Raw genomic sequence first — 25,996 nt, 5'->3', positions numbered from 1 at the left:
AAAAGCGCCCTGAGGCGCTTTTTTAATTCTGTTTAAAATTACGCTTGTTGCGCTTTTAAACGTGCTAAACGTGCTACTTGGTGCGTAGACGTTAAGAAAGAATAGATTGGTGCTAAATAACCGCGTTTACGAAGCTCAAGGAAGTCTGCATCGCTTAGCTCATTTAGTTTTTTCTCATCAATAAGGTAAATACCGTTGATGTCTTTTTTCTCGCCTTTAATATCAACAGTTAGCGTTTGTGCTACCAGTAGTTCTTTATCAGCAAGGAATTTAGTGAACGCATCAGTTACTTGAGAAAACTCAATGAACGATACTAACGCTTCTTTACGACGCTTAAGATAATCAGTTTCTTCACCGTTTTCGAATAATGCATTACCTTCTTCACCTACCAATGGGCTTGCTTCGTCAATTACAATACCAAATTGATCTTGCTCTGGGTGCTTTACTAAACCTAATGGGTAACGCGTTGTTGCCATAGGTGCAAATGATGCTGTCCATTTGTCGCCATCAATAAATAAATTTTCACCTGGCTCTAGGCCAAACATTGCAACCGCTTGAAAAGTACCTGTTTCGTTATTTTTAACAAAAGACATTGGGAATTCATTGGCGATACGCGCAAACTCATGTGCAACTACTGGCACTAAGTGTTGAGTTTTCATAAATTCGATGTTGATGCCATTTTTAATTTTAGTGTTGGCATGTTTTTCGTTGTGTAAAGGCTGTACTTGTTGCTCCGCCATGTTACTGCTCCGTTATTTATTAATTTGATTTTTTTCTGTTAGTGGCCTAAGGCTAAAGGTTTTGGTGACAAAAAGGAAGTGAAAATTTTGTGTCATTTTGTACGTTATTAATTAACAAAAACATTATCGCTGATTATTTCAACAAATAACTAGTAAACATTACCAAAGGTGAAATTCGCACGCTTAGATAGCTCAAAAAGCGTTCTTTGACAACGCTGTCTTCGGTGGTATATTAATTTTGTGCCTAAATAAAAAGTTCTCACTTAAATAAGCCTATCAAAAATAGACATTAAATAATGAAAAATTTAACTGTAAACCCAAACTTAAAAATTGAAAAACTGATGATCCCTGGCACCAAGCTATCAGCCTTCGTTGTTGATGATTTTCTTTTAGATACCAAGAGTGTAATGAATTTTGCTCACAACATAGCCTACTTTAACCCTATGTTTTCAGACAATTCTTTCTATCCTGGCATTCGCGACAATATGCCACAACCCTACCTAAGGGTTTTACATGCGTTTTTTCAAAATGAAATACTGCCTAAAATAGACAATAAAAATTATCGAGAGTCTATTCTTCATAAAAGTTTACTTTCATTAGTTTCATGCAAACCTGCAAATTTAATTGTTGACCAAAAAGTACCGCATATTGATTCATGTGATGAAAGAGATTACGCATTTGTACATTACTTATCGCCAGAGGAGCTTGGTGGAACAAGTATTTATAAGTATATACCTAAAAACATTATTGAATTTAAACAACAACATAAGCCACTACTTACAGATATAGTTAATGAGGTTAAAAAAGCCCCTGATGAGCATCAAGGCTATTTAGCTGGCAGCACCAGTTTATTTGAACAGGTTTTTAAAGTTGATGCTAAATTTAACCGCCTTGTTATTTACCAAGGTAACTTATTACACAGTGCCAATATTTATTCTGAACAAAGCTGCTTAGCGGATGCTAAAAAAGGCCGTCTTTCGATAGCCTCTTTCGCAAGTGTACGATGATCTTTGTGAATATACCGCTTACGCCTTTCGCAAAATATTAGATTGTCTGCAGGCCATATTGTTTAATTTTATCTAAAAGCGCTCTGTGATTGGGTAGCTTATTAAGTAAGTATTGATCAATCTCAGCTCGTTGTTGTAAACGTACTAAACAGTGTTCATGTTCTGCACTGGTACAAGGCGGTGCCTTAGTGTTGAAATGCATTCCATAAAGTACAAATAAAAAGTTTTCTAAGTAAAACACTTCAAACTGGCTGAAAAAGTCATCTCTAACCGGAATGAACTCTTCCCACAAACTAAGCTTTTCTTTTAATGACTCAGAGGTAGTGTCATCATTTTTATTGGCTACCCAAAAAGCTGAATCTGTTCTATCTGAAATACAATAATGTAATTTAATAAAATCAATAGCACGCTCCCACGCATACCCCATAGCGTGATTAAAACGCGTTTCTAACTGTTCAAGCTGCTTTGTTGATGATGGAAAACGTAGGGTTAAAAACTTCGCTGAAAAGTCAGTTAATAAAATGGAGGTTGCCTCTAATGGCTCTAAAAACCCTTGCGCTAAGCCAAGTGCGACACAGTTTTTATGCCAAAACTTTTTACGATAACCAACTCTCATGGGGATTTTTCGATAGCTAAGGTCTTGCTTACTTGCCCCTAGATAACGGTCCAGTTTTTCATGTGCTTGTTCGTCGGTCATGTGGTTATTCGAATAAACAAAACCCACTCCCCGCCTATTTGTAAGCGCAATGTCCCATATCCAGCCAGCTTGATGGGCGGTAGCAAGCGTATAAGGTGGAATATCCTCGTCTTCTTTTGTAGGCACTTGCACAACTAGAGCGCTATTTATCAGTAAGCTATCAGACACATCAACAAAAGGAACTTTTAAAGCTTTATCTATCAGTAAAGATTCAAATCCCGAACAATCAATATAAAAGTCAAATTCAAGCTCACCTTCGCTGTCAGTCATTAACGCTGCTATTGTGCCATCATTAGCAAGCTTTACTTGAGTTACATTGGTATGTACGTGAGACACCGAAAACTTATCTTTTGCATTACACGCTAGCAGTTGCGCAAATTTCCCTGCATTAAAATGATACGCATAAGCCAACTCGCCCTCATATTGGGCATTAGTGATATTTTTAGGGGCTAAACCAGCCTCACAAATAGCGTGCTGAGAAGATAAATACTGCGCATGACTTTTTGTTGTTTGCTTATCGTTTAACCAATATTGAGTTAAGTGTTTGGTATCGTAGGGACTTGGCACATCAAATAAATGATGAAAAAAATTACCTTCTCCATGCTTTTTTTTATCCATCCAGTTGACGAACTTTATCGACTGCTTAAACGTTGCATCGCATTGGCGAATAAATTCATCTTCACGAATACCAAAACTTTTTAGCGTGTTTCTTATGTCAGGTACTGTACCTTCACCTACTCCAATTGGCGGTATATCGGGTGACTCAATTAAAGTCACAGAAACACCTTTGCGTTTTAGTAGCTCTTTGCCAATATGGTTTGCAGCTAGCCAACCAGCTGTTCCACCACCTAAAATTGCCACTTTTTTTATATCCATAAATCACCAATGATGTTTAATCACATAAAAAAGCCCAGCAATGCTGGGCCTAGATTACTTTTTAACTCAGCATATTAGAAACGCATTGTCACACCAAGTTTATAACGTGCTTCACCTTCAAAGCTCCATACAGGGAAGTCATTCAGTAGATCAGGGTTTGGTAATGATGTTGATGCATCGTTATTACCAAGCTGAATACTGTCTTCCTCTGTTAGGTTAATACCCTCGAAAGTAACATCTAAGTAGTCAGTTACAGAGTACGTTGCACTGAAATCTAGCTGTCCGTAAGCTTGATGTTCACGGTTACCATACCAACCAGGTGCTTCACGAATAATAAACTCTGAACGCCAGTTATATGCTAAACGTGCAGAAAAATCATCATTTTCATAAAAACCAACTACGTTGTAGCTATTTTTCGATGAATCAGAAAAGACACCAACACGGTCCGGGTAGTTCTCTGCTGGAGCCTCAGCATCTGAATAGGTATAGTTAAATGAATAACCAAAGCCGTTATCAAACGAATCTTGAATTTGGAACTCAATACCTTCAATTGAACCACCTGTGCCGTTGGTAGAAGAGCTCACAGTCCAACAGTCATATTGCTGCGCGCCACATGGTGGTTCGCCTGCATCTGGGTTGGTTGTATAAACTGGGATATCAATACCAATTTGTTGATTCGTTTGTTGTTGTGTAGAGATAAACGAACTTACTTCTTTAGTAAAGTAAGTGACGCTTAACATTGCATCGTCATCAAAATACCATTCAACACCGATATCAGCTTGGAATGCTTTAAACGGGCTTAAACCAACGTTACCAGTATTTAAAACTTCATTTAAAGGGCGATTATCTGTATAGCCAGCTAGATTACGCGTTGCAAATAAGTCAGCGTAATTAGGACGAGAAATAACTTGTGCTGCCGAGGTACGTAAAATGACGTTGTCAGCTAAGTCCATAACGACGTTTAAGCTTGGTAAGAACTCACTGTAATCTGCTTTATCTGTAGATAAGGTAGAATCGTAAACACCTTCATCGCTTAAGTCATAGTAATCTGACGAAATATCAGTTGAGATGTAACGCACACCTAAATTACCGCGAATACCACCTGCGTCAAAATCAGCCATCGCATAGATTGCTAAATTTTCTTCTTCAATGGTGCCATAAGCTTGTGGGCGTGCAGTATAACCTTCAGTCATTGCTAATGAATCAGCAATCATTAAATCCATATCAGGTTCAGGTATAACAAAACCACCGCCGGCAGTCACTGTACCAGGGTAGTATGCTGTTGCATTTCGCTTTGGCACTAAATCTGGGTTTACAATAGCAGCATTACCATCTTGAACAACTTTATGATCGGCGTATCTTAAACCAGTTTTAATAGCAGTAACCACACCCAGATCAAGTGGAATTTCGAAGTCTAAGTTTAAGTAGCTTTCTTCATCTGAATCAGGATTATATTCAGGCGCCCATGTTTGCGGACTGATGGTATCAGGTAAAATGCTCGCATCGTAAGATTGGTTTGCTAAATTAAATTTAGTCACATCACCAGTCATATCCATAGAGCCATTTAGATCACTATTGTTATTAGTAAACATACCATAGTTTGCAGTTGTTACGTCACTGTCAGCACTGGTTTTACCTACGCGACCTTTAAATGTGAATGACTCTGCATCATATTGCCAGTCAAAATCAACCGTATCAGACTTCATGCTTGCTTTACGCGCCCATGTTTGGAAAAAAGCAGTGCCATTTCCGTCAATTGTGCGAGAGACACAATTACCTGAAGCATTAGTTTGCTCACATGAGCCGTCGCCTGGGAAGATAATTATTTGCGAGTTAGCATTATTTGCATCTAGCTCTAAGCTGGTGTAAGTCAGGCCTAATACAAGCGAATCTGATGGCTGGTATTGCATGGCAACATTATAAGCTGTACGTTCACGTGCTTGTTGGAATGTTGTTGGTGCCATACCGCCACTCCAACCACCTGATGATTCAATACCGTTACGTTGGTAATCTACTTCTGATAAAGAACCCGCCGCTAAGATACCAAATGTTTCATTATTATTTTTCCAGCTGTATAAGCCAGAAAGTTCAGGATCTGTCTCTTCAGAAACTGTACCATAATCAGCTTTTACACTTGCAAATACAGTGTTTGCATCTAAATCTAGAGGTTTACGTGTTTTAACAATAACGGTACCACCAATACCACCTTCAACTAGATTAGCCTGTGACGACTTATAAACTTCTAAGCCGCCGACTAATTCTGAAGGTAATAATGAGTAGTTAAAACTGCGGTCTACGGCTTGTTGGTCAAACCAACTTGTTGACGCAACTGTATGACCATCAAGCAATGTACGTGTAAGTTGTGCTGAAGCACCACGTATCGATACTTGCTGACCCTGTCCAAATTGACGAGATACACTTACACCAGAAATACGACCAAGAGATTCACCTACATCGCCATCAGGAAACTTACCAACATCTTCCGCTGTTACAACATCAACAACAGCATTAGAAAAACGTTTTCCGTTTAAGTTTTCTTTATTTGAAGCGCGTATACCGCGTACTTCAATGACTTCAACATCATCTTGAACTTTAACTTCATCGGCTGCGAATGCAGCACCAGTAAAGCCAGCTCCCACAACTAAGCCGATATTTACTGCTAATAAGCTTTTTTTAAAATTTTTAGCTAACACAGGATTCCCCTCGAATCATTTTATTGGTTTTGTTTATCATTTTGCCTAACCGCCATGACAGCGCTGTCATAGTAGTAACAAACCATACATGCTAAATTACATTTTTGCTACATTTTTCCGCGCTTTTTGTATGAATTTTAACTTAATTATTATTAAGCCATTGATTTTAAATTGATTAATTATTTTATAAAAAGTAGAGTTCGTCCGATGCTTACTCTTCATACCAAGCATGTAAATAATGGCGTTTTTTTATACTTAATGTATTTAGAGTAGTCGACTTTGCGGATAGCTGAAGCGATTAACATGCTATATTACTCAATTGTACCTGAAGATTAACTAATTGTTTTAATTTACAAATAAAGCTTTAGTTAATGACTTTTGGGAGATGTAAGAGGATTTAAAAGGTACTTAGCTTAAGGGAAATATTTAAACTTCAAATGTTTACAGCACTTTGTTATTAATTGATTAATGACAAAAACATGTCGCAATAAAAAAGGCCAGTAGCAAAAGCAACTGACCTTTCATTAAACCATCAATACAACATGGTTTTAAAGCACCTAGTTTAGACTAAATTAAGGTGCCCAATACACTTCAATGTTGATCTCAGGGTGATTTAGAACTGCACGTAACGGCATATCATTAACATTACCACCCGCTAAAGCTTGCTTATACACAGCCAGCTTTTCATCGCCACTAATAAGTAATTTAACTACTTTAGACTGTGAAATTGCATTTAGCGTTAAGCTCATTCGTTCGGTAATACTACCTGTTACATCACTCTCAATTGCGTTTATGGCACACACAAGTTGGTTTGAATCTAAGCCGTTTTCCAACCCTTGAGCATGTGGAAATAACGAAGCAGTATGTCCATCTGGACCCATACCTAAAATAGTAACATCAAACGGGCGTTTTAATGCTTGAAACTGCGTTTCACATTCATCAACACCTTGCTCTGCAGTGGCTGCTGCATTTTTCATGCTAATAAAATTAGCCGCTGCACCATGGTTTTGTAGCAAAGTACGCTTAATGAATGCTTCATTACTTTTTTCATGACTTACCTCAACCCAGCGTTCGTCAACCATAGCAACATCAACATGAGCCCAGTTTAAATCAAGGGTAGATAAATGTTTATAAGCCGGCTCAGGTGAAGACCCCCCTGAAACCATTAATACTGCACGGCCATCAGCCTCAATACCATCACGTAATGCTTGTTCTAATGACTGAGATAATTCCTTAGTTAAAGCGGCTTTATCGTCAAAAAATTTCTCTACTATTGTTGCCATTATTTATGCCTTATCACCGGTGTTAAACCAAACATGATTATTCTCTGCTAATAATTCATCGGCGTCTTCAGGCCCCCAACTACCCGCTCGGTACAATGAAGGTTTACCCTTTTCTTGCCAACGTTCAATTATTGGATCAATCCACTTCCACGCTTGACGAACTTCGTCGCGGTGAATGAATAATGAAGGATTATTAGCCGCTGCATCAAGCATTAAACGTTTGTAAGCATCTGAATGGAAACCATTACTATACGCTTGTGACAATTCAATATTCATCGTTACAGGTTCAAGTTGCATATCTAAGTTATCAAGACGCTTTGACATCAGCGTTAATTGAATACTCTCTTGAGGCTGTAAACGAATAACCAAACGGTTTGGTTCAATATTGCCTACGCTGTCTTCATACACGTTATGCGATACTTTTTTATATTCAACCACAATTTCAGCGCAGCGCTTCGCCATTCGTTTACCGGTGCGCAGATAAAAAGGCACGCCTGCCCAGCGCCAGTTATCAATATGCGCACGAATAGCCACGAAAGTTTCGGTTTTACTCGCCCCCTCGTTTAGCTCTTCAAGGTAACCTGGAACTATTTTACCGTTTAAATCACCGGGTACGTACTGACCACGAATAATATGATTATCTACATCTGTACCTTCAAGTGGACGTAAAGCTTCTAATACTTTTAATTTTTCGTTACGAATGCTGTTAGCATTTAACTTATGTGGTGACTCCATAGCCACTAAACAAAGTAATTGTAACAAGTGGTTTTGCACCATGTCACGTAAGGCACCGGCTTTATCATAAAAACCTGCACGGCTTTCTAGCCCTACCGTTTCTGACAAGCTAATTTGAATATTATCAATCGATTTAGCATCCCACATGTTCTCAAATAATGAATTTGAAAAACGCAGTGCCATTAAGTTTTGCACCGTTTCTTTACCTAAATAGTGGTCAATACGAAAAATTTGTTCTTCGTTAAAGTACTGTGCAATTTTCGCATTAATTACTTCTGCTGACTCACCGCAGTAACCAATTGGTTTTTCTACTACAACACGCGAGTTGGCAGTAATTAGTTTTTTCGTTGATAATATTTCACAACAGGTGCCATAAACAGCAGGTGGGAGAGATAAGTAAAATACTCGTGATTTATCGTTGTCATCTTCATCTAGAATTTTTTTCAGTACATCCCAGTTATCATCCGCTTCGGTGACATTGCTCACTACGGGTACTAAAAAGTCTGAGAACGATTTCCAATCTTTTGCGTTATATTCGCCTTCGCTTAAAAATTCTTGTAACGCTTTGTGTGCAGTATCGATGTATTCATCGCATTTACTTTGTTCGCGCACGGTAGGCAAAATACGTGAGCCTTGCGGTAAGTTACCTTCTTGATATGCTCGATACATTGCAGGAAGTAATTTGCGTAACGCAAGATCACCACCGCCCCCAAAAATTATAATATCAAAAGGATTAAGCATAGTTACTCTCTACGTTTATGCTACCTGCCACTACCGTATTGGTAATCAGTTATAGCGGTTTATTATCTGGATAATGTAGGCCTCAGCACAAAGCCTACTAATTGTTGTTCGTTATATGCGCCATAAAAAATGGGTCTAGGGACACTGTAATTCCTCTCACAAAAATACAGGCCCTAGGACTCCAGCGCTACCCGTTCAAAGGTATTTGGTTACTTATTGTGTAATAAGTGAATATGTTACTGCGTACGGTATTGTTTGTAGTACGCCATTAAGCCTTGTGTTGAGCTGTCATGCTCATTAACCACGTTATCATCGATTAATTCAGCTTCAATTTTAGATGCTAAGCCTTTACCAAGTTCTACGCCCCACTGATCAAATGAGCATATTTGTAAAATAATACCGTGACAAAAAATCTTGTGCTCATACAGTGCAATTAATCGACCGACCGCTTTTGCATCAATCGTGTCTAATAATATAGACGTTGTTGGGCGGTTTCCTTGGTGAATTTTATGCTTTAGCAGCATTTCAATTTGTGCAGGCGTTTTGCCTTTGGCTGTTAAATCAGCCGTTATCTGCTGTGCATCGACCCCGTTCATTAGTGCTTCGGTTTGTGCAAAAAAGTTCGATAATAAAATATCGTGATGCTTATCTACGTTAACCTGAGGCTTTACAGAGCCAATAAAGTCAGCGGGAACAATGACATTACCTTGGTGCAGGCATTGATAAAACGCATGCTGACCGTTTATCCCTGTCATACCCCAAATGATTGGCACGGTAGTGTATGGCACTGTCTGTCCATCAAAGGTTACATGTTTACCATTACTTTCCATTTCACCTTGTTGCAAATATGCTGGCAACATATGCAGGGCTTGGTCGTATGGCAAAATAGCTTGCGAATCAAACCCTAAAAAGCTGGTATTCCAAACACTGAGTAGCGCCATAATTAAAGGAATATTCTGTTCTAGCGGCGCCGATTTAAAGTGCTCATCAACTTCAAACGCTCCCTCTAAAATGGCCTCAAATGCTTCAAACCCAGCATAAAGTGCAATAGGTAAACCAATGGCACTCCAAAGTGAAAAACGACCGCCAACCCAATCCCACATTGTAAATACGTTTTCGTCACTAATACCAAATGCAGCAGTTTTTTCTAAATTAGTGCTTACTGCAACAAAATGCTTTGCTATAGCGCTGTCATCTTTTGCACTGTCTAAAAACCAATCAACCGCTGTTTTTGAGTTAGTCATGGTTTCTGAGGTAGTAAATGTCTTTGACGAAATTACAAATAACGTGGTTTCAGGATCTACTTTATCTAATACTGACGCAATTTGTACGCCATCTGCGTTTGAAACATAGTGAACGTTTAATGGCTTATCAACCACTGCTTTAAGTGCTTCAGTTGCCGTTTGCGGCCCTAAGTTTGAACCACCAACACCAATGCTAACCACATCTTTTACCGCTTTTCCGGTGTAACCTAGCCATTGACCACTTCGCACTTTTTCAACAAAGGTCTTAATTTTGGCAAGTTCGCTATCGACCGCTTCTGTAATATTTTCGCCGTCAACAATAAGCGGTGTATGAGCGCGATTTCTAAGCGCAGTATGTAAAACCGCACGGTCTTCGGTGATATTAATTTTTTCACCGGTAAACATTTTCTCACGCCATGCTTCAATATCGCATTCTTTCGCTAATGAAATTAATTGACCAAATACGTTTTCATCTATGCGTTGTTTTGAGTAATCAAACAACACACCTGGAATTTGAGTAGAGAATTGAGAAAAACGAGAATCGTCTTGTGCAAATAAAGTTTTCAGATGTGTTTGTGTCATCTTTTGTGCACTATTTTCTAGTGCTTGCCAACTTACTAACTCAGAACGGCTCGCCATGTAAACATCCCCTAATTAATTAATCTATTGATTTTAAGCATTTTATTTTATTTTTTACGACACTGAACAAGCGATTTTTGTAAAAAGCAAAGCCCAACATTATAGCTTAAATGGTCTAAATTGCGTTATTTTTATAAGCTTTGATGCAGATAATAGCGCAATTTTTTGCTTTTGACACCGGTATCATAAAATTAAAAATTGAATTTAACAACTGTTCACCCCCTCTGCACAATGAACATTTTATTAATCTTCGATTAAAGCAGGCAAAAAAAAGACCGACACATGTCGGCCTTTTTCTTTTATTAAACTATTAGCTGGTCAATGCTAAACCACCCGATAAGTTAAAAACGCGGTTATAACCAAGTTCAATTAAGTTTGCCGCCGCAATTTTTGAACGATTTCCACTGCGGCACACCAATATGTATTGATTGTTTTTATCTAGTTGCCCTTGGGTTAGTGCATAGGCCATTCGGCTTAGAGGAATATTTAAAGTTTTAGCCTCAGGCACATTAAGCAATCCACTGATATTGTTAGCGCCATGCTCATAAGGCTCTCGGGTATCAATTAAATATACACTGTTATGTGAGAGCATTTCCTTCGCTTGATTAAAACTAAGCTGCGAAGTTTCGACTTTAGGCTTTGCATTAACATAACCACAAAGCGAATTTGCTAATGTGTGTTGTTGTGAGTCTGCATGTTGTTTTTGCATGGCAAATTCAGTATGGCTGATATCACCTTCAATAAGCGCTTTTAATAAAGGTGTTTGCTGCTGTTGCACAGCCCAATTCATGGCGAAACACTGTTGATAATCATGCCCAGAGCACACCACACTTTGCGGATTAAGCTCTGCAGTTAACTTAGTCAAAGAGTCTGCCATCTGCATCGCATCTCCCCCATCAAGCACTGTATTACCAAGCCCCGCAGGTAAAATTAAATCACCACAAAAACAGTACTGTACATCGCCGTTATTAGCCTTTAATAAATAACTCACGCTATCTTGGCTGTGTCCAGGCGTTGCTAGCTTTTCAAGTACTTGTTCGGTTAGTTGCAATTGTTCACAATTAACAGGCCAGCCTAATTGATCAACTTCACCAGCAACTAAATTTGTTTTGAGTGCGCTGCGCATTAAATCAAGAGCGCAGTGACGATCTTGGTGCTCATGCGTGTTTAAAATAGCAGTAATAGTTAAATTTTGTGTATTCACTATTTTTTCAAATCGAGGGATCAGTTCAATAATTGGGTCAATAATAATTGCCTGTTGATCATCAGCTACATACAACCAACTGCAAGCACCTTGGTGTCTAAATTGGGTAAGCCCCAAGGCACATACTTCTTGTGCTACTAAGCTACTATCAGAAATAACCAAACAATTTGCTTGTAACACTGTTTTAAGTGCGCGAATTTGTTCACATGCATAGTCTATTTGCGCCATAGTGGCAGCAGGCCCAAACGATAAACGAATCGCATTTTCACTTTGCCACTGTGACACTCCCATCGCATCAAGTACAAAGCTTTGAGTTGCGCCCGTACTACAGGCTGAGCCACCGCTGACTCTAATACCTGCAGCGTCAAATAAATCAATAACTTCTTTACTGGTTAAATCATTAACTGCAAAGTTTAGTGTTGTGGGCACTGAGCAGGCAAAATCATGATTAAAGGTAATACTTCCAAAAGTATCAACTAAAGCGCTATGCAGTTTATCGCGATACAAATTAAGTACATCAGCTGATTTAAAAGTATCGTCTTGTTTATCAAGCAGCAAACTAAACAGCTTATTAAGCCCAGCAATACCTGGCAGGTTTTCTGTACCTGAACGCATGCCACTTTCTTGGCCTCCACCAGCTATAAACGGCGTGTATGGGCTACCTTTACGAATATACAATAAGCCGATGCCTTTAGGTGCATAGAGCTTATGTCCTGAAAATGGCGCATAATCAATCGTGGTTTCGCTTAGGTTGAGTTGTTGTTTACCCAGTGCCTGAACACAGTCAACCATCCAAGTCACATCGCTATTTCGACTGCGGATCACCTTTTCTATAGCACTTAAATCTTGGTATACACCGGTTTCATTATTAACAGCCATAGTACAAATCATCAGGGCGTTATCAATATGCTGAGCAATAAAGTCTAAATCTAAAATACCGTCTCGGTTAACCGGAATAGCAATAATTTCAGCATTAATTTCAAGCACGGCATTCCAATGTTTTAATGTATTAGGCACCGCTTTATGCTCAGTTGCTCCATACAATAAAACCGGTTTAGATTTTGTGTGCAGTTTGGCATTAATTAAGGTTGATACGATAGCAGTTTGAATACCTTCGGTCGCACCTGAGGTAAATAATATATCGCCCTGCTGCGCACCAATCACATTGCGCGCTTTTTGCCTCGTTTGTTCTAATAAGTGTTTGGCTTGAATACCGGTTATATGGGGGCTTGAGGGATTACCAAAACAAATTTGCATCGCATGGCACACCACCTCTGCAATACATGGCAATACAGGTGTGGTCGCATTTGCATCAAGATAAACTTGGTTGTTGGGTTCATCTGGCAATAAAAACTCTGACATTAAAAACGCACCTTATTACTAAAAAATATATCTTATTCCCAATAGTACATAGTTTTAATAGGAATGAATAATAATCTTTAGTAATTAAAGTGCGTTTACTATACTTTTTTAGTTACCGAGCTCTTCTGCGAGTTCCTCATGTGTGGATGACCACGCCTTAATCAGCGCTTTTACTAATGATGCTAATGGAATAGCAAAAAACACCCCCCAAAAGCCCCACAGCCCACCAAAAAATAGTACGGCAACAATAATAAACACCGGATTTAAATCAACCGCTTCAGAGAACAATAAAGGGACTAACACATTGCCATCAAGCGCTTGAATAATGCCGTAAATAATTAAAATGGTCCAAAACTGGGTTTCTAAACCAAACTGAAACAGCGCCACCGCCGCCACAGGTATAGTCACCAGCGCAGCACCAACAAATGGAATGAGCACCGAAAAGCCAACTAACACACCTAACAGCGCCGCATAACGTAAATCCAATACCGTAAAGGCAATAAAAGACACCGAGCCAATAATTAAAATTTCGAATACTTTACCCCGAATATAATTCATTATTTGCTGATTCATTTCATGCCACACTTGCAAAATTAAGCGTCGTTGGCGCGGGATCAGTTTAGCAATGCTGGCACTGAGCTCTACTTTGTCTTTCAGCATAAAAAACACCAGTAGCGGTACTAAAATAAGATAAATTAACCACGCAACAGCATCTTTTAATGAATTGAGCGATGCCGACAGCACCACTTGGCCAAATTCAAGCACTTTGGTCTCTACCGTTACCACAATAGACTGTACTTGCTCTGCGCTAATTAGGCTGGGATATTTAGCTGGAAGGTCGAGTAAAAACGATTTACCTTGCTCAACCATATGCGGTGTTTCTTGCACTAAGTTACTACTTTGCTGCCAAAGCACCGGGCCAATAACTAATATTAAGGTGAGCATAATACCAATAAATATCAGCATGACTATGCTAGTGGCAGTAAAACGCTTTAAGCCAAATCGCTCCAAGTGAACTACAGGCCAATCTAACAAATAAGCAATGATCAGCGCCACTAACACAGGCACAATTAATGGGCCAAAAAAGTACAACATGGCAACCAGTGCCAATAATAAAAAAAGTAAAGTTACTGAATTAGGATCAGAAAACTTTTTTTCATACCATGCTTTTACATATTCAAACACGCAACGGCTCCACTAATAACAACGCTTGTTGTTTATTTAACTTGTAATAATACATTTTTTTTTGCAAATATCGTTCAATATCATCTGTATTTTGCTCGCTTGAGATATTAAAGGTAATTGCTTGTTTTAACGATATTGCCTCACGCAGCCCTAATTTAAACTGAATAAATTGCTGAGGGCATTTATAAGCGCGCAAATCTAGCTCTAGCATACTCGTTTCACTACCTGTTCACATTAATAATAAGTCCTATAGCTGGGCTAACTAAGATTAACCGCAGTTAAATTTAACTTTTTCTTAAAACAACCTCTGCAATGGTTTATCCTTATAGCATAGTTAGCTAAAAGGATACGTTAATGCCTAATTCGCATAATAAAGCGCAATTGCCTAGCAATCCAACTCTCAAAGAAATTAATTGGTTTAAAAAACAAATTAATTGGGGGGAGCTGCCGCATTTTTATCATTTAGTAGCTTCGTCGGTAAGTGAATGTGAAAGTATTTTAGATCACGGCTTTGATAATGCCATTAAGCGTATCATCGATAAACGCAATTGGAATCTAGAGGCGCTGGGTATCGACCCAAACGAGCTTTTTGAGAAAGAAAGTAATAACAAGCCACGAATTTCGTTGCATCAAGTATTTACCGAGCGCGGTTTTGAACTACAAGCGTTCCCTTTTTCCCATGATACTACCATCGATAGATACGCTCGACATGATGAGTCAATGGAATTTATATTATGGGATCCATTGACCATGAAAACCGTTATTCGCATTAATCAATTACACAAATTTATTGGTTTTTACTTAGACCAAGGCGATGAAGCAGACAAGGCACTTATTTTACATTCACATAAAGTAGTTCATAAAATTATTGCTTTTTTACAAACTCAATTGAACATTGTTAAGGTTGATGGGGTCACAATAAAGTCGTTTTACCAACTATGTGAAAAGGACAGCCGTTTATACACCGATGATCCAACTAGTGCCTCTGATAAAAAATAAACAAGGAATATAATGCAGCTAAAATCAGCCTTTATCACTTTATGCAGTGCAGTGCTTACATTTAGCCTGCTAATGAGTGAGCCGTTAAAGGCACAAACCAACCTTCAACTGCCCGACTTAGGCACGTCTGCGCTGCAGGCTTTACCATTGGAGAAAGAAAAGGCAATTGGTGAAGTGATGATGATGCAGATCAGAGGTTCTTCGCCATTAATTAACGATCCGGTGCTTGATGAATACCTAACAACCTTAGGCCGAAAGTTGGTTGCGAACGCCAATGATGTACGCTTTGGCTTTTCTTTTTTTTGGTTAAATAACCCTGAAATTAATGCTTTTGCATTTTATGGCGGTCATGTAGGTGTGCATACAGGCTTAATTGCTCAAGCCGATAACGAAAGTCAATTTGCTTCAGTGCTTGGTCACGAAATTGCGCACGTAACACAACGCCACTTAGCAAGGCGTATTCAGCAACAACAAGACAATAGCGGTCTTACTATTGCCGGTATGATAGCCGGTATTTTAGCAGCCGTTGTAGCCCCAGATGCAGGTATGGCGATTATTTCAGCCAGCCAAACCCAGTCGGCATTTAGCCAACTCACCCATAGCCGCTCTGCGGAACAAGAAGCCGATAGAATTGGTATGCAAACCCTTAACAATGCGGGGTTTGACGCCCGAGCTTCCAGTGAATTTTTAACTAAGCTTGCAGCGCAAATTCGCTATAAATATAAACCCCCGGCATTTCTACTGACTCACCCGCTGCCAGAAAGCCGCGTGTCGGATGTACGTTTGCGCGCCGAGCAATATCCAAAACGCCAAGTAGGCTCTAGCCTGGATTTTAATTTAGCTAAAAGCCGTGTACTGGCACGTTACGATAACAAGCCAGAAAATGCAGAGGCCCTATTTAGAAAGTTAATGCGCGAAAATACTTATAACAACGTAGCGTTACAATATGGATTAGCTATCAGCTTAATCGATCAAAAGAAAACGGAGGAAGCGCAGCCTATCTTGGACGAGCTATTAGCTAGCGATCCTAAAAACTTATTTTATATTGATACAAAAACAGATTTACTCATTGCACAAAAAAAAGCAGCTAAAGCAGTTAGTTATTTAAGTGAATTAAATAACTATCGGCCAAACAACCAAGTGATCACTTTAAATTATGCAAATGCCGCGTTGGAAGCTGAGCAATATGAGTTAGCCGAAAATGTATTAAAATCGTTTTTATTGGAGAAGCCAGATCATAGTTTGGGTAAGCAGCTTTTGACCGACGCCTATAAAAAACAAGAAAAATTAGCCGCATATCACGAAGCTAACGCCGATGTGTTATCGCAATATGGCGCATATTTAAAAGCAGCTGACGAAATACAAAAAGCACTTAATTTTGTTGAGCCAAATGAAAATGTAAAACAACAACGTTTAAAAGCGTTACTCACACAATATCGGTTATTGCAAAAAGAGCTAGCAAGGCTTTAAGTCTTTAGTGAGTTCACCTAAAATAGCCGCAATTTATACTTTGGATGTACTTTTTATGTCAGTTACTATTTATCACAATCCGCGTTGTTCAAAATCGCGCGAAACCCTTAACCTATTACAAAGTAAAAACATCGAACCGAGTGTTGTTGAATACTTAAAAACACCGCTTTCTCATGAGCAAATTAGTACCTTAGTTTCTCAACTGGGGTTTAATTCGGCCCGAGATTTAATGCGCACCAAAGAAGAACAATATAAAGCACTGAATTTAAAAGATGAAAATAGCGAGTCGGTGCTTATTGACGCTATGGTCGAAAACCCAAAACTAATTGAGCGCCCAATTGTAGTAAATAACAATAAAGCAGCACTAGGTCGCCCGCCTGAAAACGTATTAAGCGTTCTATAATGAGCACAACCATCGTGGTGCTGTACCACTCAAGCCATGGCTCAGTAGAAGCCATGGCGCATGAAATAGCAGAATCAATAGAGCAACAAGGTGCAACCGCCTTGCTGCGTACGTTTGTAGCTAAAAACCCGCATGACATTGTGATCAGTAAAGACGATTTAGTTGCCTGTGATGGGCTTGCATTTGGTACGCCAACCCGCTTTGGCATGATGGCCGCACAAGCAAAAACATTCTGGGAAACCACCAGCGATCTTTGGCTTAAAGGTCAACTTATCGATAAACCTGCTTGTGTGTTCTCATCATCGAGTAGTATGCATGGGGGCAATGAAGCAACCCTACTAAACTTGTCACTGCCGTTATTGCATCACGGGATGATGTTAATGGGGGTGCCTTACGATGTACCAGAGTTACTTGGTACCGAAACTGGAGGCACACCTTACGGCGCTTCCCACGTTGCTGGCAGCAGTAACAGCTCTACCCTAAGTAAAGATGAAATTAAAATATGTCAAAGCGTAGGCAAACGCTTGACTCAAGTAGCGAGTAAACTTAAATGACCCAAAATAGCGAGTCTGCTAAAAAGCCAGTGACCGTAAAATTTCAGCGCCTAGCCCTATTTGGTTATTTTGGCCTGCTTATTTTAATGCCACTATGGATGTTTGTGTTAGCACCGAGAGAGGGTCACAGTAACGCCTTTCTATTTTTAGTCTATGTGCTACCGCTATTATTACCTTTAAAAGGCATACTACAAGATAAAACCTACACCTATGCATGGGCTAACTTCATTGTTATGTTTTATTTTATCCATGGTTTTACATTGCTATGGGTTGCTCAAGATGAGTTAGTATGGGTATTGCTAGAGTTACTATTTGCCTCATCTATGTTTATTGGCTGTACTTACTATGCACGCCATAGAGGACAAGAGCTTGGACTTAAAATTCGTAAGCTTAAAGATGAGCTTGCTGAAGAAAAAGCAGCGCATGAACACGATAAAAACAACTCATAGCTATCAGCTCAGAACATAAAAAAACGCGCTTTATTAGCGCGTTTTTTTATAATTAAGTAAGTGGTTAAACTAACTCACTTAAAGCTGTTAGTCCCACTATACACGCTAAACCTAGCTGGGATACAAGGCTAAAAACCGACATCATTCTTAATAAAAACAACCCCCAAGGGTGCTTTACGTGCGGATACAACGAACAGCGCTTTAAATTTGTTGCAAAGAAAAAACATACCACCGCCGTCATGGTCATAAAAAGAGTGAGCTCACTTTTTATAGTGATATTTTCATCAAAAAAGAAAAACAACTGTAGCGGTAACAATAAAGCCACAACCGCATGTAATACATGCACTTTTTTAATTCGATCTAACTGCCCTTCTGGTGATAATTCTTTAATACCAAAATCACGTTCAAGGCATTTAACTAAGTTACTGGCTTTGATGCTTACAGCTAAACGGTAACAACTTAATCCGTCGTTATTACGCGCTCTAAAATCATACCCTGCTTTAAGCAATAAAATCATTAACGATTCATTTTTACTCATCACCGCGTAATGCAGCGCTGTATTACCTTTAATGTCTACGGCTTTTTTATCTTGGTATTGCAGGAGCATTTCTACTACATTTACATAGCCTTTTTCTGCAGCCCACATAAATGCTGTTTTGTTATCTTCATCGGTCAAGGTACCCGTCGCACCTTGTTCAATAAAGCGCATAGCCATGGTTTGCTTAGCTTTTTTCTTGTTTAAATGGGCAAGTAAGGCATTTTCTAACAACACAATAGAATCAACATCAGGCGAAACCTGAGTTAATAAAGTAAAGTAATCTTTGCCTGCAGCTACCTTTTCGCTAGTAAGCTCTGCTAAATATTCAATGTCTGCAATCGACTGAGGAATATGCGCACTTAAACGCTCTCTAAAGTCGACCTCTTGCCAAATAGACAAGGTATCTGCAGCTGACAGCTTAGCACCCTGTTCAAGCGCATGTTCTATCAAAGTAAAAAAACGTTTACTAAAAAACAGACTGATTAATGAAAGCGGCGTTTCAATATTATTTTGTGCCGATACACTTGCGTATTTTTCAAGTCGCTGACACAACATTAAAACAATATTTTCTATACTGTAATCATTGGCAAAATAATGCTCTTTAAGTGCAGCAATATAGACTTGTGCATCTTCATCATATTCACAGATATGCTGAAAATAACATTCTTCAAACGGCTCTAGGGGGGTTAACCAGGTTAAATAATAAATTGGGGGCAAAACCGTAGTACAAACACCATCATCTTCTTCAGTAGAGCGACAGGCAGGCCAAGCTTCTAAAGCATCTAAAATGAAGGCACCGTTTTGTTCAACCAGCCCTTTGACCAATAACGGATATTCCTTTGGCCAAATTAGTACATTTTCCATTAAAACAACACAACTCCAGTGTAGCTCGGGTGAGTGGTCAGTTATAACAGTTTTTAGCTGACACCACGCTTAATCAAAGAAGTCGATATTCTAACACAGCTTGGTAGTCAAGCTAGCGTAAACTCATGCAATATAGACCAAAATACAAAAGCAGCTAACGACATGCGCCATCAGCTGCTTTTACGGTTGGAGCTTTTAATTGCAAAGGAACTAACTTTGCTGCAGTTCTGCTGTGACTTGGTCTAATCCCACATCAGAAATTCGTTGAATGATCTCTTTTTGCTTAGCACTGAGTAACGAAATTCCCTCAGCTACAATATCGTATACTTTCCATTGCTGATCATTCCCCAAACGCAGTTTAAAGTGCAGATCTATGGTGGGTTTATTAGTTTCAATAATTTGCGTTTTAACAGTGGCAAATTTAGAGTCGCTTGCAGCGGCGTCTTGCTCAAATATTACATCTTGCCCTGTATACTTCATTAGTGCACTTGCATAAGTACCCGTTAAATAATGCTCCACCGCACCAATAAACGCAACGCCCTGCTCGCGGTTGATACCTTTAATATGTTTACCTAATAATTTAAACGACACAAACTTAATATCAATATGTGGCATCAAACGCTGCTCAACAATTAAAGACATCGCTTCTTTGCTGGCATTACCTTGCGCATTTACCTGCCCAATATCGTTAAATAATGATTCGGCTACAGTTTGCAATAATTGTTTAGGTGACGGCTGAGTTTGTGCATACAAAGCACTACTGAAAAAAACAGCAACAACCACTAAAAGCTTTATAAGTTTCATAATAAATGGATAGTTTAAATAATTAAGTTTAGCGTAATTTACGCAAATAACAGGCAACAAAAAAGGCATAAATAAGCACCTTATTAATGCCCAATTAGCACCAATATAATTAGTTAAATAAATTCAATCAGTTAAAGTGTTCAGTTAACAAGCCATCTACAAGCGGATTTTTGTCCTCATTGAAAACAGTAATTCACCGCCCTTATCATTTAATTACTAATTTAATTTCCCCCGTAGTTGGCCATTATGAAAACCTCATATAATATGATTTCTATTATTGTTTTTTGTTTATTTTTACTGACAACTCATGCAGCCTATGCATCACCAAACCATGGCTACGCTGTAGACTTATTAAAAGGCGAAGGCAATGTAACTGGAGTAAAGCTTGCGTATCAGTATCATCCAGAGGGTGCGCAAAACTTTGTGGGTGATGCCCGCTTTTACCTTGAAAGCAGCATTAACCTGTGGCATTACCGCCATGATCAACAGTCACAATCAAACCTGGTGTTAGCTGTTTCGCCAGTAGTGCAGTTCCCAGCATTTAGCCTATACAATACGCCATTTTATGTAGAGGCTGGTATTGGCTTTTCCTTACTTGATGAACGCTATTTTGCCGATAAAAACCTAAGTACTCACTACCAGTTTGAAGACAGAATAGGTCTAGTGGCGGATTTTGGTGAAACCAATGTAGCGCTGCGAATTATTCACTATTCAAACGCCGGATTTAAATCGCCGAACCCAGGGATTAACTTTTTAACCTTGTCGGTGGCACAACGTTTCTAATTGCTTATTTACAGCCCTAGAGAGCATTGCAGCTTTTATTTAATGTGGTCATAATAACCGCTTAATAAAATATAAGAGCATCGTAATGCAAATTTGGCAAATCGTACTCGTTATCTCGATTGTACTGGCTATTGTTATCGGCAATTTAGCACTGCTGCGCTTAAGTGCAAAAAGCGAGTTTAAACACTCAGAATCAAGTTCATCTAGGCAAAAAAGAGAAACAAAAAAGCCCTGAATAATCAGGGCTTTTTTCGTTTAAATCATTACTTAGCCAACTAACCAGTGCGCCATTAAGGCAATAACTGGCAAGGTTACTAAAGTTCTGAGAATAAAAATAACAAATAACTCAAAAATATTAACCGGTATTTTACTACCTAATAAAAGTGCGCCCACTTCAGACATATAAATAAGTTGCGTTACACTCATTGCCGCAATAATAAAACGTGTTACATCGCTTTCAATTGAGCCTGCGGCTAAAATAGACGGAATAAACATATCTGCAAATCCCACCATAATCGTTTGCGCCGCCATTTCAGCTTCAGGTATTTGTAGTAATTCTAAAAATGGAATAAACGGCATACCTAAATATTGAAATATCGGCGTGTACTCAGCAATAATTAAAGCAAATGTACCCACAGCCATTACCACAGGTAATACTGCAAACACCATATCGAATGCGTTGTGTAAGCCCTCTTCAATTGTGCCTTTTAAGCCTGGTGCTTTTTCTGCTTTAGTTAATGCAACATCAAGTGAATGCTTAAATAATGTTTTGCCTTCAGGAACTAGCTCGGCGTTGCCATCAGGTTGTTCACCATCAATAAGCACGTCCTTTTTAAAACGCAGTGGTGGTAAACGCGGAACAATTATTGCGGCCACTACACCCGCTAAACACACGGTTAGGTAAAAAGGTGCAAATAAGTATTCAAGCTTTACTTGGCCAATAACAACCAAACAAAAGGTAATTGATACAGCAGAGAAAGTGGTACCAATAATCGCAGCTTCACGTTGAGTATAATATTTATCTTCATACTGACGCGCGGTCATTAAAATACCCACGCTACCATCACCTAACCATGAAGCAACACAGTTAACTGCGCTGCGCCCTGGCACCCCAAATAATGGACGCATTACTTTAGTAAGTAAGGTACCCACTAGCTCAAGTAAACCAAAATTAAGTAATAACGGCAGTAACAAGCCCGCTAAAATAAACACCGAAAACAACACCGGCAATAAATCTTTTAATACTAGCAAGCCAGTATTTTCTGAGGTAATAGCATGCGGCCCAACTTGAAAATAAGTTAAAAGCACAAACGCCATACCAAACAACCGTGTTACTAACCAAATCCAACTCACATTAAACAAATGATTTAATAAGCGAAATTTGGTTAAGCTTTTCGGTTTAAAGACACTAAACACCAGCGACATAACGCCAGTAATACAAATAATGGTAGCTATTAGCCCTAGCGCTATTTCACTGAATGAGGCTTGAATTGCCTTGGCCATTACCGCGATAGGAATCGTCATTATTTCACCAGACGGTACTGGCGTCATAAACAAAAACACACCGATTAAAGAAGGAATTAAAAAAACCAACCAAACTTTCAAATCATAACTTTTTTGAACGGGTGCTGGGCGTGATGAATCTAACTGAGACATATTTTCAACCTGTAAAAACCACAAAAAGAGCTAAGTGCTCTTTTTGTGGTAAATATTTATAATTATTAAATTTTAATACCGCGCTTAATTAACGCCGCTTCTAATGCTTGTTGCAAACCATTCATGGTACCTGGTTCAAGCGTTTCGCCTTTGTCATCCATCCACGTTAGACTGGTGCCACCTTGCTTGGTTTTGCTAACCAAAATTTGGTATTGACCTTCATCAATTGGAAGCTCTGTTGGTTCATCGCCCCAAATTGAATCCCACACACTGCTTTCTACTTTCGCATAATCTGCTGTAATTAAACCTGTCTCTTGGTTTATTTCAACAATAGTAAAAGATAAGCGCTCTAAGAATCCAGAAAAGCGATCGAATACCGTATCGTAAGCCTGCTCAGTAACAAGTGCTGCATTGCCTTTGTTGTCAAACCCAAGTTCTAATGAAATTATTCCTTGGCGCTTACGCATATCAACTTCAAGTTGACGATAGCGATAATCAAATTCACTCACCACTTGATTAAGGGCGCGCACTTCTAGCTGTTGTTTTAATAAATCAGTCAGAGGTTTATCACCTTTGAAATCAATAAGCTCAGCCGTTAATGATGCTGTGCGTTGATGCTCTTTTTCTTCAATAGTAAATTTAAAACGTTCTAAATCGACACTTTCATCATCGCCCCATAACCAGCTTTCTTCTGGCTTAACAATGGCGTACCAATCTGTTTCCAGTGTTCCTTGCATTTTGTTTTGTTGTGTCGCGCTAATGTTGTTATCAGCAAGCACTGCTTGAATCGAGTCCCAAATGAATACATCTAAATCGTCGATGCCATCATTTTTATCAAAATAAATACGTGCTTGTTTATCTGCTTCCTCAACCCAACTGCCTTTAGCAATGGTTAACACTTGCGCCGGCGGGCGATAGTTTGTTGCCTCCGGATTATTATCATATTGACCCACATCCATCTTATAAACAGGATCTTGAGCGGGTTGTGATAACGAAGCAGGTGTTTTAACCGGCTCATGAGCGCGGTAATTACGCTCATTATGGGCATCACTCGTAAATACACTACACCCTGACAAACTTACCAATACACTTACTGCTAGTGCTTTTGGGATCCAATACTGCACAGATAATTCTCCTTAGCATACCCTTAATTGTTTTAACAAATATATGAGTGGGTAATACCGATTTGGTTCAGTGTAAAATCAATATTAACTTTACATTTATAATTTGCTTATCTAACTGCATTAAGCCAACAAGATGACCGACAGACTAGGCTACAAATAGACACATTTTTGCTATGGTACTTTCACAAGCTTGTAAAAACAAGAAACACTGCACTATTAACCGCCTAAAATTAACCGTCACTGTAGTTTAACGCGGATTTTGTGTTAAACTTTGCCGCCGTGCAACGCTACGTGTTTATTTTTTGTTGCCAAGTCGGTTGTTATCATCCCAGTAACTTAGGTACTTTAAAACCCATGACTGCATTTTCAAATCATCAAATTGTTTTAACCGCAATTGGCGAAGATAGATCGGGCATCGTTAGTGAGCTTACGCAACTCGTCAGTGATTGCCACTGTAATATAATAGATAGTCGTATTGCTATTTTAGGCAACGAACTTACTTTTATTATGCTACTTAGCGGTGATATGTCAGCCATTAGCCGTATTGAGCATACACTCCCTACCAAAGGTATGGAACTTGGCCTGCTTACTATGATGAAACGCACTTCAAGCCATAATCAAAGCGAGTTTTGTGCAGGCTACACCCTAGAATACACTGGCATAGACACCCCTGGCACCTTGAGTAAAGTAACACGCTTTTTTGCAGATAATAATATTAATATTTGCTCATTAAAGTCAGATACCTACGAAGAAGAAACTGAACTTAAAATGCGCTGTGAACTTGAATTTAATATTCCCATTGACGTTGACATTGACCAATTTAAAATTAGTTTTGAAAACCTTTCGCACGTTTTAAACGTAGATTACATCTTTCGACGTATTCGCTAAGGAGTTTAGCATGAACAAAATTACCCCATTACAAAGTGGCGACACAGCACCGGCTTTTAGCTTACAAAACCAAAATGACGAAACCGTTGTGCTCAGCGAGTTATTAAAAGAAAAACAAGTGCTGGTATACTTTTACCCTAAAGCGTCAACGCCTGGCTGTACCGTACAAGCCGAAAACCTGCGTGATCAACAAGCCGAGCTTGCTAAATTTAACACTCACGTGGTTGGCATAAGCCCAGATCCAATTAAGCGCCTTAAAAACTTTGAAACTAAAAAAGAGCTTAACTTTGACCTACTTTCTGACGAAGATCATGCCATTGCTGAGGCATTTGGGGTGTGGGGCTACAAAAAATTTATGGGCAAAGAATATGATGGTATTCACCGCCTTACTTTCTTAGTAGGCCAAGACGGTAAAATTAAACACTTATTTGATAAGTTTAAAACCAAAGATCACCACCAAGTGGTGTTGGACTATTTAGCTGCTTAATAAAGGCTAAACAAGATAAGAATAAAAGCGTTGCTCAAGGGCAACGCTTTTTTATATCTGCTTTTTTATAATTTAGCTAATAACGGTGATTGTGGAATACCTACTCGAGGAAGTAGAGCCGGTGTTACCGCAAAGGCTGCTGGTAAACGTCCTTTCAATTCCGCCATTTTTGTTTGATTATTTTGCTTATCGTAAATGTAGTATTTTAAAACATCACCATAAGCACTTCCCTCTAAACTATCTAGTTGCAGTGTATTTAATGCATTGTCGTAATCTGCTGCATAAATATAAGCTAATGCTAAGTTTCCAGCCGACCCTTCGTGTAAGTTACCGTCAAGCTCTTTAGACAACCCCTCTAACTCAGCTATAGCCAGTTCATAACGAGCTAATTGTATGTAGGCATGAGCAAGTGAGTTTTTCGTAAAATATGGCGGGTTGCTTCCTGCTGGATACCATGTTTCGTAAGCACTTAAAATATCTTCATATTGTTCAAGTTTAGAATAAACATGAACCAGTAAAGTATAACTTTCTAATTTAATTTCGCCCTCTTCAAAACCTGAAAGTGTATCTC

The 25,996-nt window shown here is 39.0% G+C and carries 23 protein-coding genes and 1 pseudogene; 10 read left to right on the top strand and 14 right to left on the bottom strand.

Annotated features, from left to right (window positions below; all coding sequences use genetic code 11):
- Positions 1-38: 38 nt before the first annotated feature.
- Positions 39-740 (bottom strand): SapC family protein, encoded by a 702-nt coding sequence (locus tag P20311_RS11690; RefSeq protein WP_008113020.1) that lies wholly within the window; start codon positions 738-740, stop codon positions 39-41.
- Positions 741-1,036: 296 nt separating this feature from the next.
- On the opposite strand from P20311_RS11690, the gene P20311_RS11685 reads away from it, so the two are divergent.
- Complete coding sequence (locus P20311_RS11685; protein ID WP_008113018.1) at positions 1,037-1,747, top strand: DUF6445 family protein; 711 nt, start codon at positions 1,037-1,039, stop codon at positions 1,745-1,747.
- Positions 1,748-1,784: 37 nt separating this feature from the next.
- Here the strand turns inward: P20311_RS11685 and P20311_RS11680 are convergent, their stop codons facing one another.
- The 8 genes from P20311_RS11680 to P20311_RS11645 all read right to left on the bottom strand — a co-directional run bounded on the left by P20311_RS11680 (position 1,785) and on the right by P20311_RS11645 (position 14,617).
- A complete protein-coding gene (locus P20311_RS11680; RefSeq protein WP_008113016.1) occupies positions 1,785-3,320 on the bottom strand; it encodes a tryptophan halogenase family protein in 1,536 nt (511 codons plus the stop codon).
- A gap of 74 nt (positions 3,321-3,394) precedes the next feature.
- Complete coding sequence (locus P20311_RS11675; protein WP_008113014.1) at positions 3,395-6,013, bottom strand: TonB-dependent receptor; 2,619 nt, start codon at positions 6,011-6,013, stop codon at positions 3,395-3,397.
- 572 nt (positions 6,014-6,585) lie between these two features.
- On the bottom strand, positions 6,586-7,296 hold the full coding sequence (pgl, locus tag P20311_RS11670) for a 6-phosphogluconolactonase (protein WP_008113012.1): 711 nt from the start codon (positions 7,294-7,296) through the stop codon (positions 6,586-6,588).
- 3 nt (positions 7,297-7,299) lie between these two features.
- Positions 7,300-8,772, bottom strand: coding sequence for a glucose-6-phosphate dehydrogenase (gene zwf, locus P20311_RS11665; RefSeq protein WP_008113010.1), 1,473 nt, complete (start codon positions 8,770-8,772; stop codon positions 7,300-7,302).
- 236 nt (positions 8,773-9,008) lie between these two features.
- Positions 9,009-10,655 carry a glucose-6-phosphate isomerase gene (gene pgi / locus P20311_RS11660; RefSeq protein ID WP_008113008.1) on the bottom strand — a complete coding sequence of 549 codons (1,647 nt, stop codon included), beginning with the start codon at positions 10,653-10,655 and terminating at the stop codon, positions 9,009-9,011.
- A gap of 310 nt (positions 10,656-10,965) precedes the next feature.
- Positions 10,966-13,221 (bottom strand): aminotransferase class V-fold PLP-dependent enzyme, encoded by a 2,256-nt coding sequence (locus tag P20311_RS11655; protein WP_008113006.1) that lies wholly within the window; start codon positions 13,219-13,221, stop codon positions 10,966-10,968.
- A gap of 108 nt (positions 13,222-13,329) precedes the next feature.
- The gene (locus P20311_RS11650; protein ID WP_008113005.1) at positions 13,330-14,406 is read right to left on the bottom strand and encodes an AI-2E family transporter; all 1,077 of its coding nucleotides are present in this window, start codon (positions 14,404-14,406) and stop codon (positions 13,330-13,332) included.
- Complete coding sequence (locus P20311_RS11645; RefSeq protein WP_008113003.1) at positions 14,399-14,617, bottom strand: hypothetical protein; 219 nt, start codon at positions 14,615-14,617, stop codon at positions 14,399-14,401. Before P20311_RS11645 ends, P20311_RS11650 begins: the two co-directional genes overlap by 8 nt.
- 143 nt (positions 14,618-14,760) lie before the next feature.
- Here P20311_RS11645 and P20311_RS11640 point away from each other — a divergent pair, with 143 nt between their 5' ends.
- Genes P20311_RS11640 through P20311_RS11620 form a run of 5 tightly spaced genes read left to right on the top strand, consistent with a single transcriptional unit; the run spans position 14,761 to position 18,281 of the window.
- The gene (locus P20311_RS11640) at positions 14,761-15,405 is read left to right on the top strand and encodes a hypothetical protein (protein ID WP_008113002.1); all 645 of its coding nucleotides are present in this window, start codon (positions 14,761-14,763) and stop codon (positions 15,403-15,405) included.
- A gap of 12 nt (positions 15,406-15,417) precedes the next feature.
- Positions 15,418-16,875, top strand: a complete 1,458-nt coding sequence (locus tag P20311_RS11635) for a M48 family metalloprotease (protein ID WP_008113000.1) — start codon at positions 15,418-15,420, stop codon at positions 16,873-16,875.
- Positions 16,876-16,930: 55 nt separating this feature from the next.
- Complete coding sequence (arsC, locus tag P20311_RS11630; protein ID WP_036932810.1) at positions 16,931-17,278, top strand: arsenate reductase (glutaredoxin); 348 nt, start codon at positions 16,931-16,933, stop codon at positions 17,276-17,278.
- Positions 17,278-17,832, top strand: a complete 555-nt coding sequence (wrbA, locus tag P20311_RS11625; RefSeq protein WP_008112996.1) for an NAD(P)H:quinone oxidoreductase — start codon at positions 17,278-17,280, stop codon at positions 17,830-17,832. The genes arsC and wrbA overlap by 1 nt, the downstream gene beginning before the upstream one ends.
- Positions 17,829-18,281, top strand: coding sequence for a DUF2069 domain-containing protein (locus tag P20311_RS11620; RefSeq protein WP_008112994.1), 453 nt, complete (start codon positions 17,829-17,831; stop codon positions 18,279-18,281). Before wrbA ends, P20311_RS11620 begins: the two co-directional genes overlap by 4 nt.
- A gap of 64 nt (positions 18,282-18,345) precedes the next feature.
- On the opposite strand, the gene P20311_RS11615 is transcribed toward P20311_RS11620, so the two are convergent.
- Positions 18,346-19,683 carry an ankyrin repeat domain-containing protein gene (locus tag P20311_RS11615; RefSeq protein ID WP_036985118.1) on the bottom strand — a complete coding sequence of 446 codons (1,338 nt, stop codon included), beginning with the start codon at positions 19,681-19,683 and terminating at the stop codon, positions 18,346-18,348.
- Positions 19,684-19,893: 210 nt separating this feature from the next.
- The gene (locus tag P20311_RS11610) at positions 19,894-20,487 is read right to left on the bottom strand and encodes a phospholipid-binding protein MlaC (protein ID WP_036932808.1); all 594 of its coding nucleotides are present in this window, start codon (positions 20,485-20,487) and stop codon (positions 19,894-19,896) included.
- A 246-nt stretch (positions 20,488-20,733) separates the two neighbouring features.
- Here P20311_RS11610 and P20311_RS11605 point away from each other — a divergent pair, with 246 nt between their 5' ends.
- Together P20311_RS11605 and P20311_RS18710 are read left to right on the top strand one after the other, a co-directional pair.
- A complete protein-coding gene (locus P20311_RS11605; protein ID WP_010388480.1) occupies positions 20,734-21,270 on the top strand; it encodes an acyloxyacyl hydrolase in 537 nt (178 codons plus the stop codon).
- Positions 21,271-21,355: 85 nt separating this feature from the next.
- On the top strand, positions 21,356-21,505 hold the full coding sequence (locus P20311_RS18710) for a DUF2897 family protein (RefSeq protein ID WP_008112987.1): 150 nt from the start codon (positions 21,356-21,358) through the stop codon (positions 21,503-21,505).
- Between the two features lie 32 nt (positions 21,506-21,537).
- On the opposite strand, the gene P20311_RS11600 is transcribed toward P20311_RS18710, so the two are convergent.
- On the bottom strand, positions 21,538-22,926 hold the full coding sequence (locus P20311_RS11600) for a YjiH family protein (RefSeq protein WP_008112984.1): 1,389 nt from the start codon (positions 22,924-22,926) through the stop codon (positions 21,538-21,540).
- Positions 22,927-22,991: 65 nt separating this feature from the next.
- Positions 22,992-24,050, bottom strand: coding sequence for an outer membrane protein assembly factor BamC (bamC, locus tag P20311_RS11595; RefSeq protein ID WP_008112982.1), 1,059 nt, complete (start codon positions 24,048-24,050; stop codon positions 22,992-22,994).
- Positions 24,051-24,404: 354 nt separating this feature from the next.
- Between bamC and P20311_RS11590 the strand changes: the two genes are divergently transcribed.
- Entirely contained in the window at positions 24,405-24,938 is a 534-nt protein-coding gene (locus P20311_RS11590; RefSeq protein ID WP_008112981.1) for a glycine cleavage system protein R, read from the top strand.
- Positions 24,939-24,948: 10 nt separating this feature from the next.
- Entirely contained in the window at positions 24,949-25,425 is a 477-nt protein-coding gene (gene bcp, locus P20311_RS11585; protein WP_008112979.1) for a thioredoxin-dependent thiol peroxidase, read from the top strand.
- Positions 25,426-25,490: 65 nt separating this feature from the next.
- Here the strand turns inward: bcp and P20311_RS11580 are convergent.
- Positions 25,491-25,996 (bottom strand): annotated as a pseudogene (locus P20311_RS11580) (peptidase M56 BlaR1); the annotation flags it as partial.

Source organism: Pseudoalteromonas sp. BSi20311 (genome assembly GCF_000239875.1).
Classification (GTDB): Bacteria; Pseudomonadota; Gammaproteobacteria; order Enterobacterales; family Alteromonadaceae; genus Pseudoalteromonas.
This window is presented reverse-complemented; position numbering and strand designations above follow the sequence as displayed.

What these genes read in the sequence shown, in the direction of transcription:
- P20311_RS11655 (WP_008113006.1), bottom strand. Translation starts at nt 13,221, where the DNA reads ATGTCAGAGTTTTTATTGCCAGATGAACCCAACAACCAAGTTTATCTT.
- P20311_RS11620 (WP_008112994.1), top strand. Translation starts at nt 17,829, where the DNA reads ATGACCCAAAATAGCGAGTCTGCTAAAAAGCCAGTGACCGTAAAATTT.
- P20311_RS11645 (WP_008113003.1), bottom strand. Translation starts at nt 14,617, where the DNA reads ATGCTAGAGCTAGATTTGCGCGCTTATAAATGCCCTCAGCAATTTATT.
- P20311_RS11600 (WP_008112984.1), bottom strand. Translation starts at nt 22,926, where the DNA reads ATGTCTCAGTTAGATTCATCACGCCCAGCACCCGTTCAAAAAAGTTAT.
- wrbA (WP_008112996.1), top strand. Translation starts at nt 17,278, where the DNA reads ATGAGCACAACCATCGTGGTGCTGTACCACTCAAGCCATGGCTCAGTA.
- P20311_RS11615 (WP_036985118.1), bottom strand. Translation starts at nt 19,683, where the DNA reads ATGGAAAATGTACTAATTTGGCCAAAGGAATATCCGTTATTGGTCAAA.
- pgl (WP_008113012.1), bottom strand. Translation starts at nt 7,296, where the DNA reads ATGGCAACAATAGTAGAGAAATTTTTTGACGATAAAGCCGCTTTAACT.
- P20311_RS11640 (WP_008113002.1), top strand. Translation starts at nt 14,761, where the DNA reads ATGCCTAATTCGCATAATAAAGCGCAATTGCCTAGCAATCCAACTCTC.
- zwf (WP_008113010.1), bottom strand. Translation starts at nt 8,772, where the DNA reads ATGCTTAATCCTTTTGATATTATAATTTTTGGGGGCGGTGGTGATCTT.
- P20311_RS11635 (WP_008113000.1), top strand. Translation starts at nt 15,418, where the DNA reads ATGCAGCTAAAATCAGCCTTTATCACTTTATGCAGTGCAGTGCTTACA.
- P20311_RS11680 (WP_008113016.1), bottom strand. Translation starts at nt 3,320, where the DNA reads ATGGATATAAAAAAAGTGGCAATTTTAGGTGGTGGAACAGCTGGTTGG.
- arsC (WP_036932810.1), top strand. Translation starts at nt 16,931, where the DNA reads ATGTCAGTTACTATTTATCACAATCCGCGTTGTTCAAAATCGCGCGAA.
- P20311_RS11605 (WP_010388480.1), top strand. Translation starts at nt 20,734, where the DNA reads ATGAAAACCTCATATAATATGATTTCTATTATTGTTTTTTGTTTATTT.
- P20311_RS11685 (WP_008113018.1), top strand. Translation starts at nt 1,037, where the DNA reads ATGAAAAATTTAACTGTAAACCCAAACTTAAAAATTGAAAAACTGATG.
- P20311_RS11690 (WP_008113020.1), bottom strand. Translation starts at nt 740, where the DNA reads ATGGCGGAGCAACAAGTACAGCCTTTACACAACGAAAAACATGCCAAC.
- P20311_RS11610 (WP_036932808.1), bottom strand. Translation starts at nt 20,487, where the DNA reads ATGAAACTTATAAAGCTTTTAGTGGTTGTTGCTGTTTTTTTCAGTAGT.
- P20311_RS11590 (WP_008112981.1), top strand. Translation starts at nt 24,405, where the DNA reads ATGACTGCATTTTCAAATCATCAAATTGTTTTAACCGCAATTGGCGAA.
- P20311_RS18710 (WP_008112987.1), top strand. Translation starts at nt 21,356, where the DNA reads ATGCAAATTTGGCAAATCGTACTCGTTATCTCGATTGTACTGGCTATT.
- pgi (WP_008113008.1), bottom strand. Translation starts at nt 10,655, where the DNA reads ATGGCGAGCCGTTCTGAGTTAGTAAGTTGGCAAGCACTAGAAAATAGT.
- bcp (WP_008112979.1), top strand. Translation starts at nt 24,949, where the DNA reads ATGAACAAAATTACCCCATTACAAAGTGGCGACACAGCACCGGCTTTT.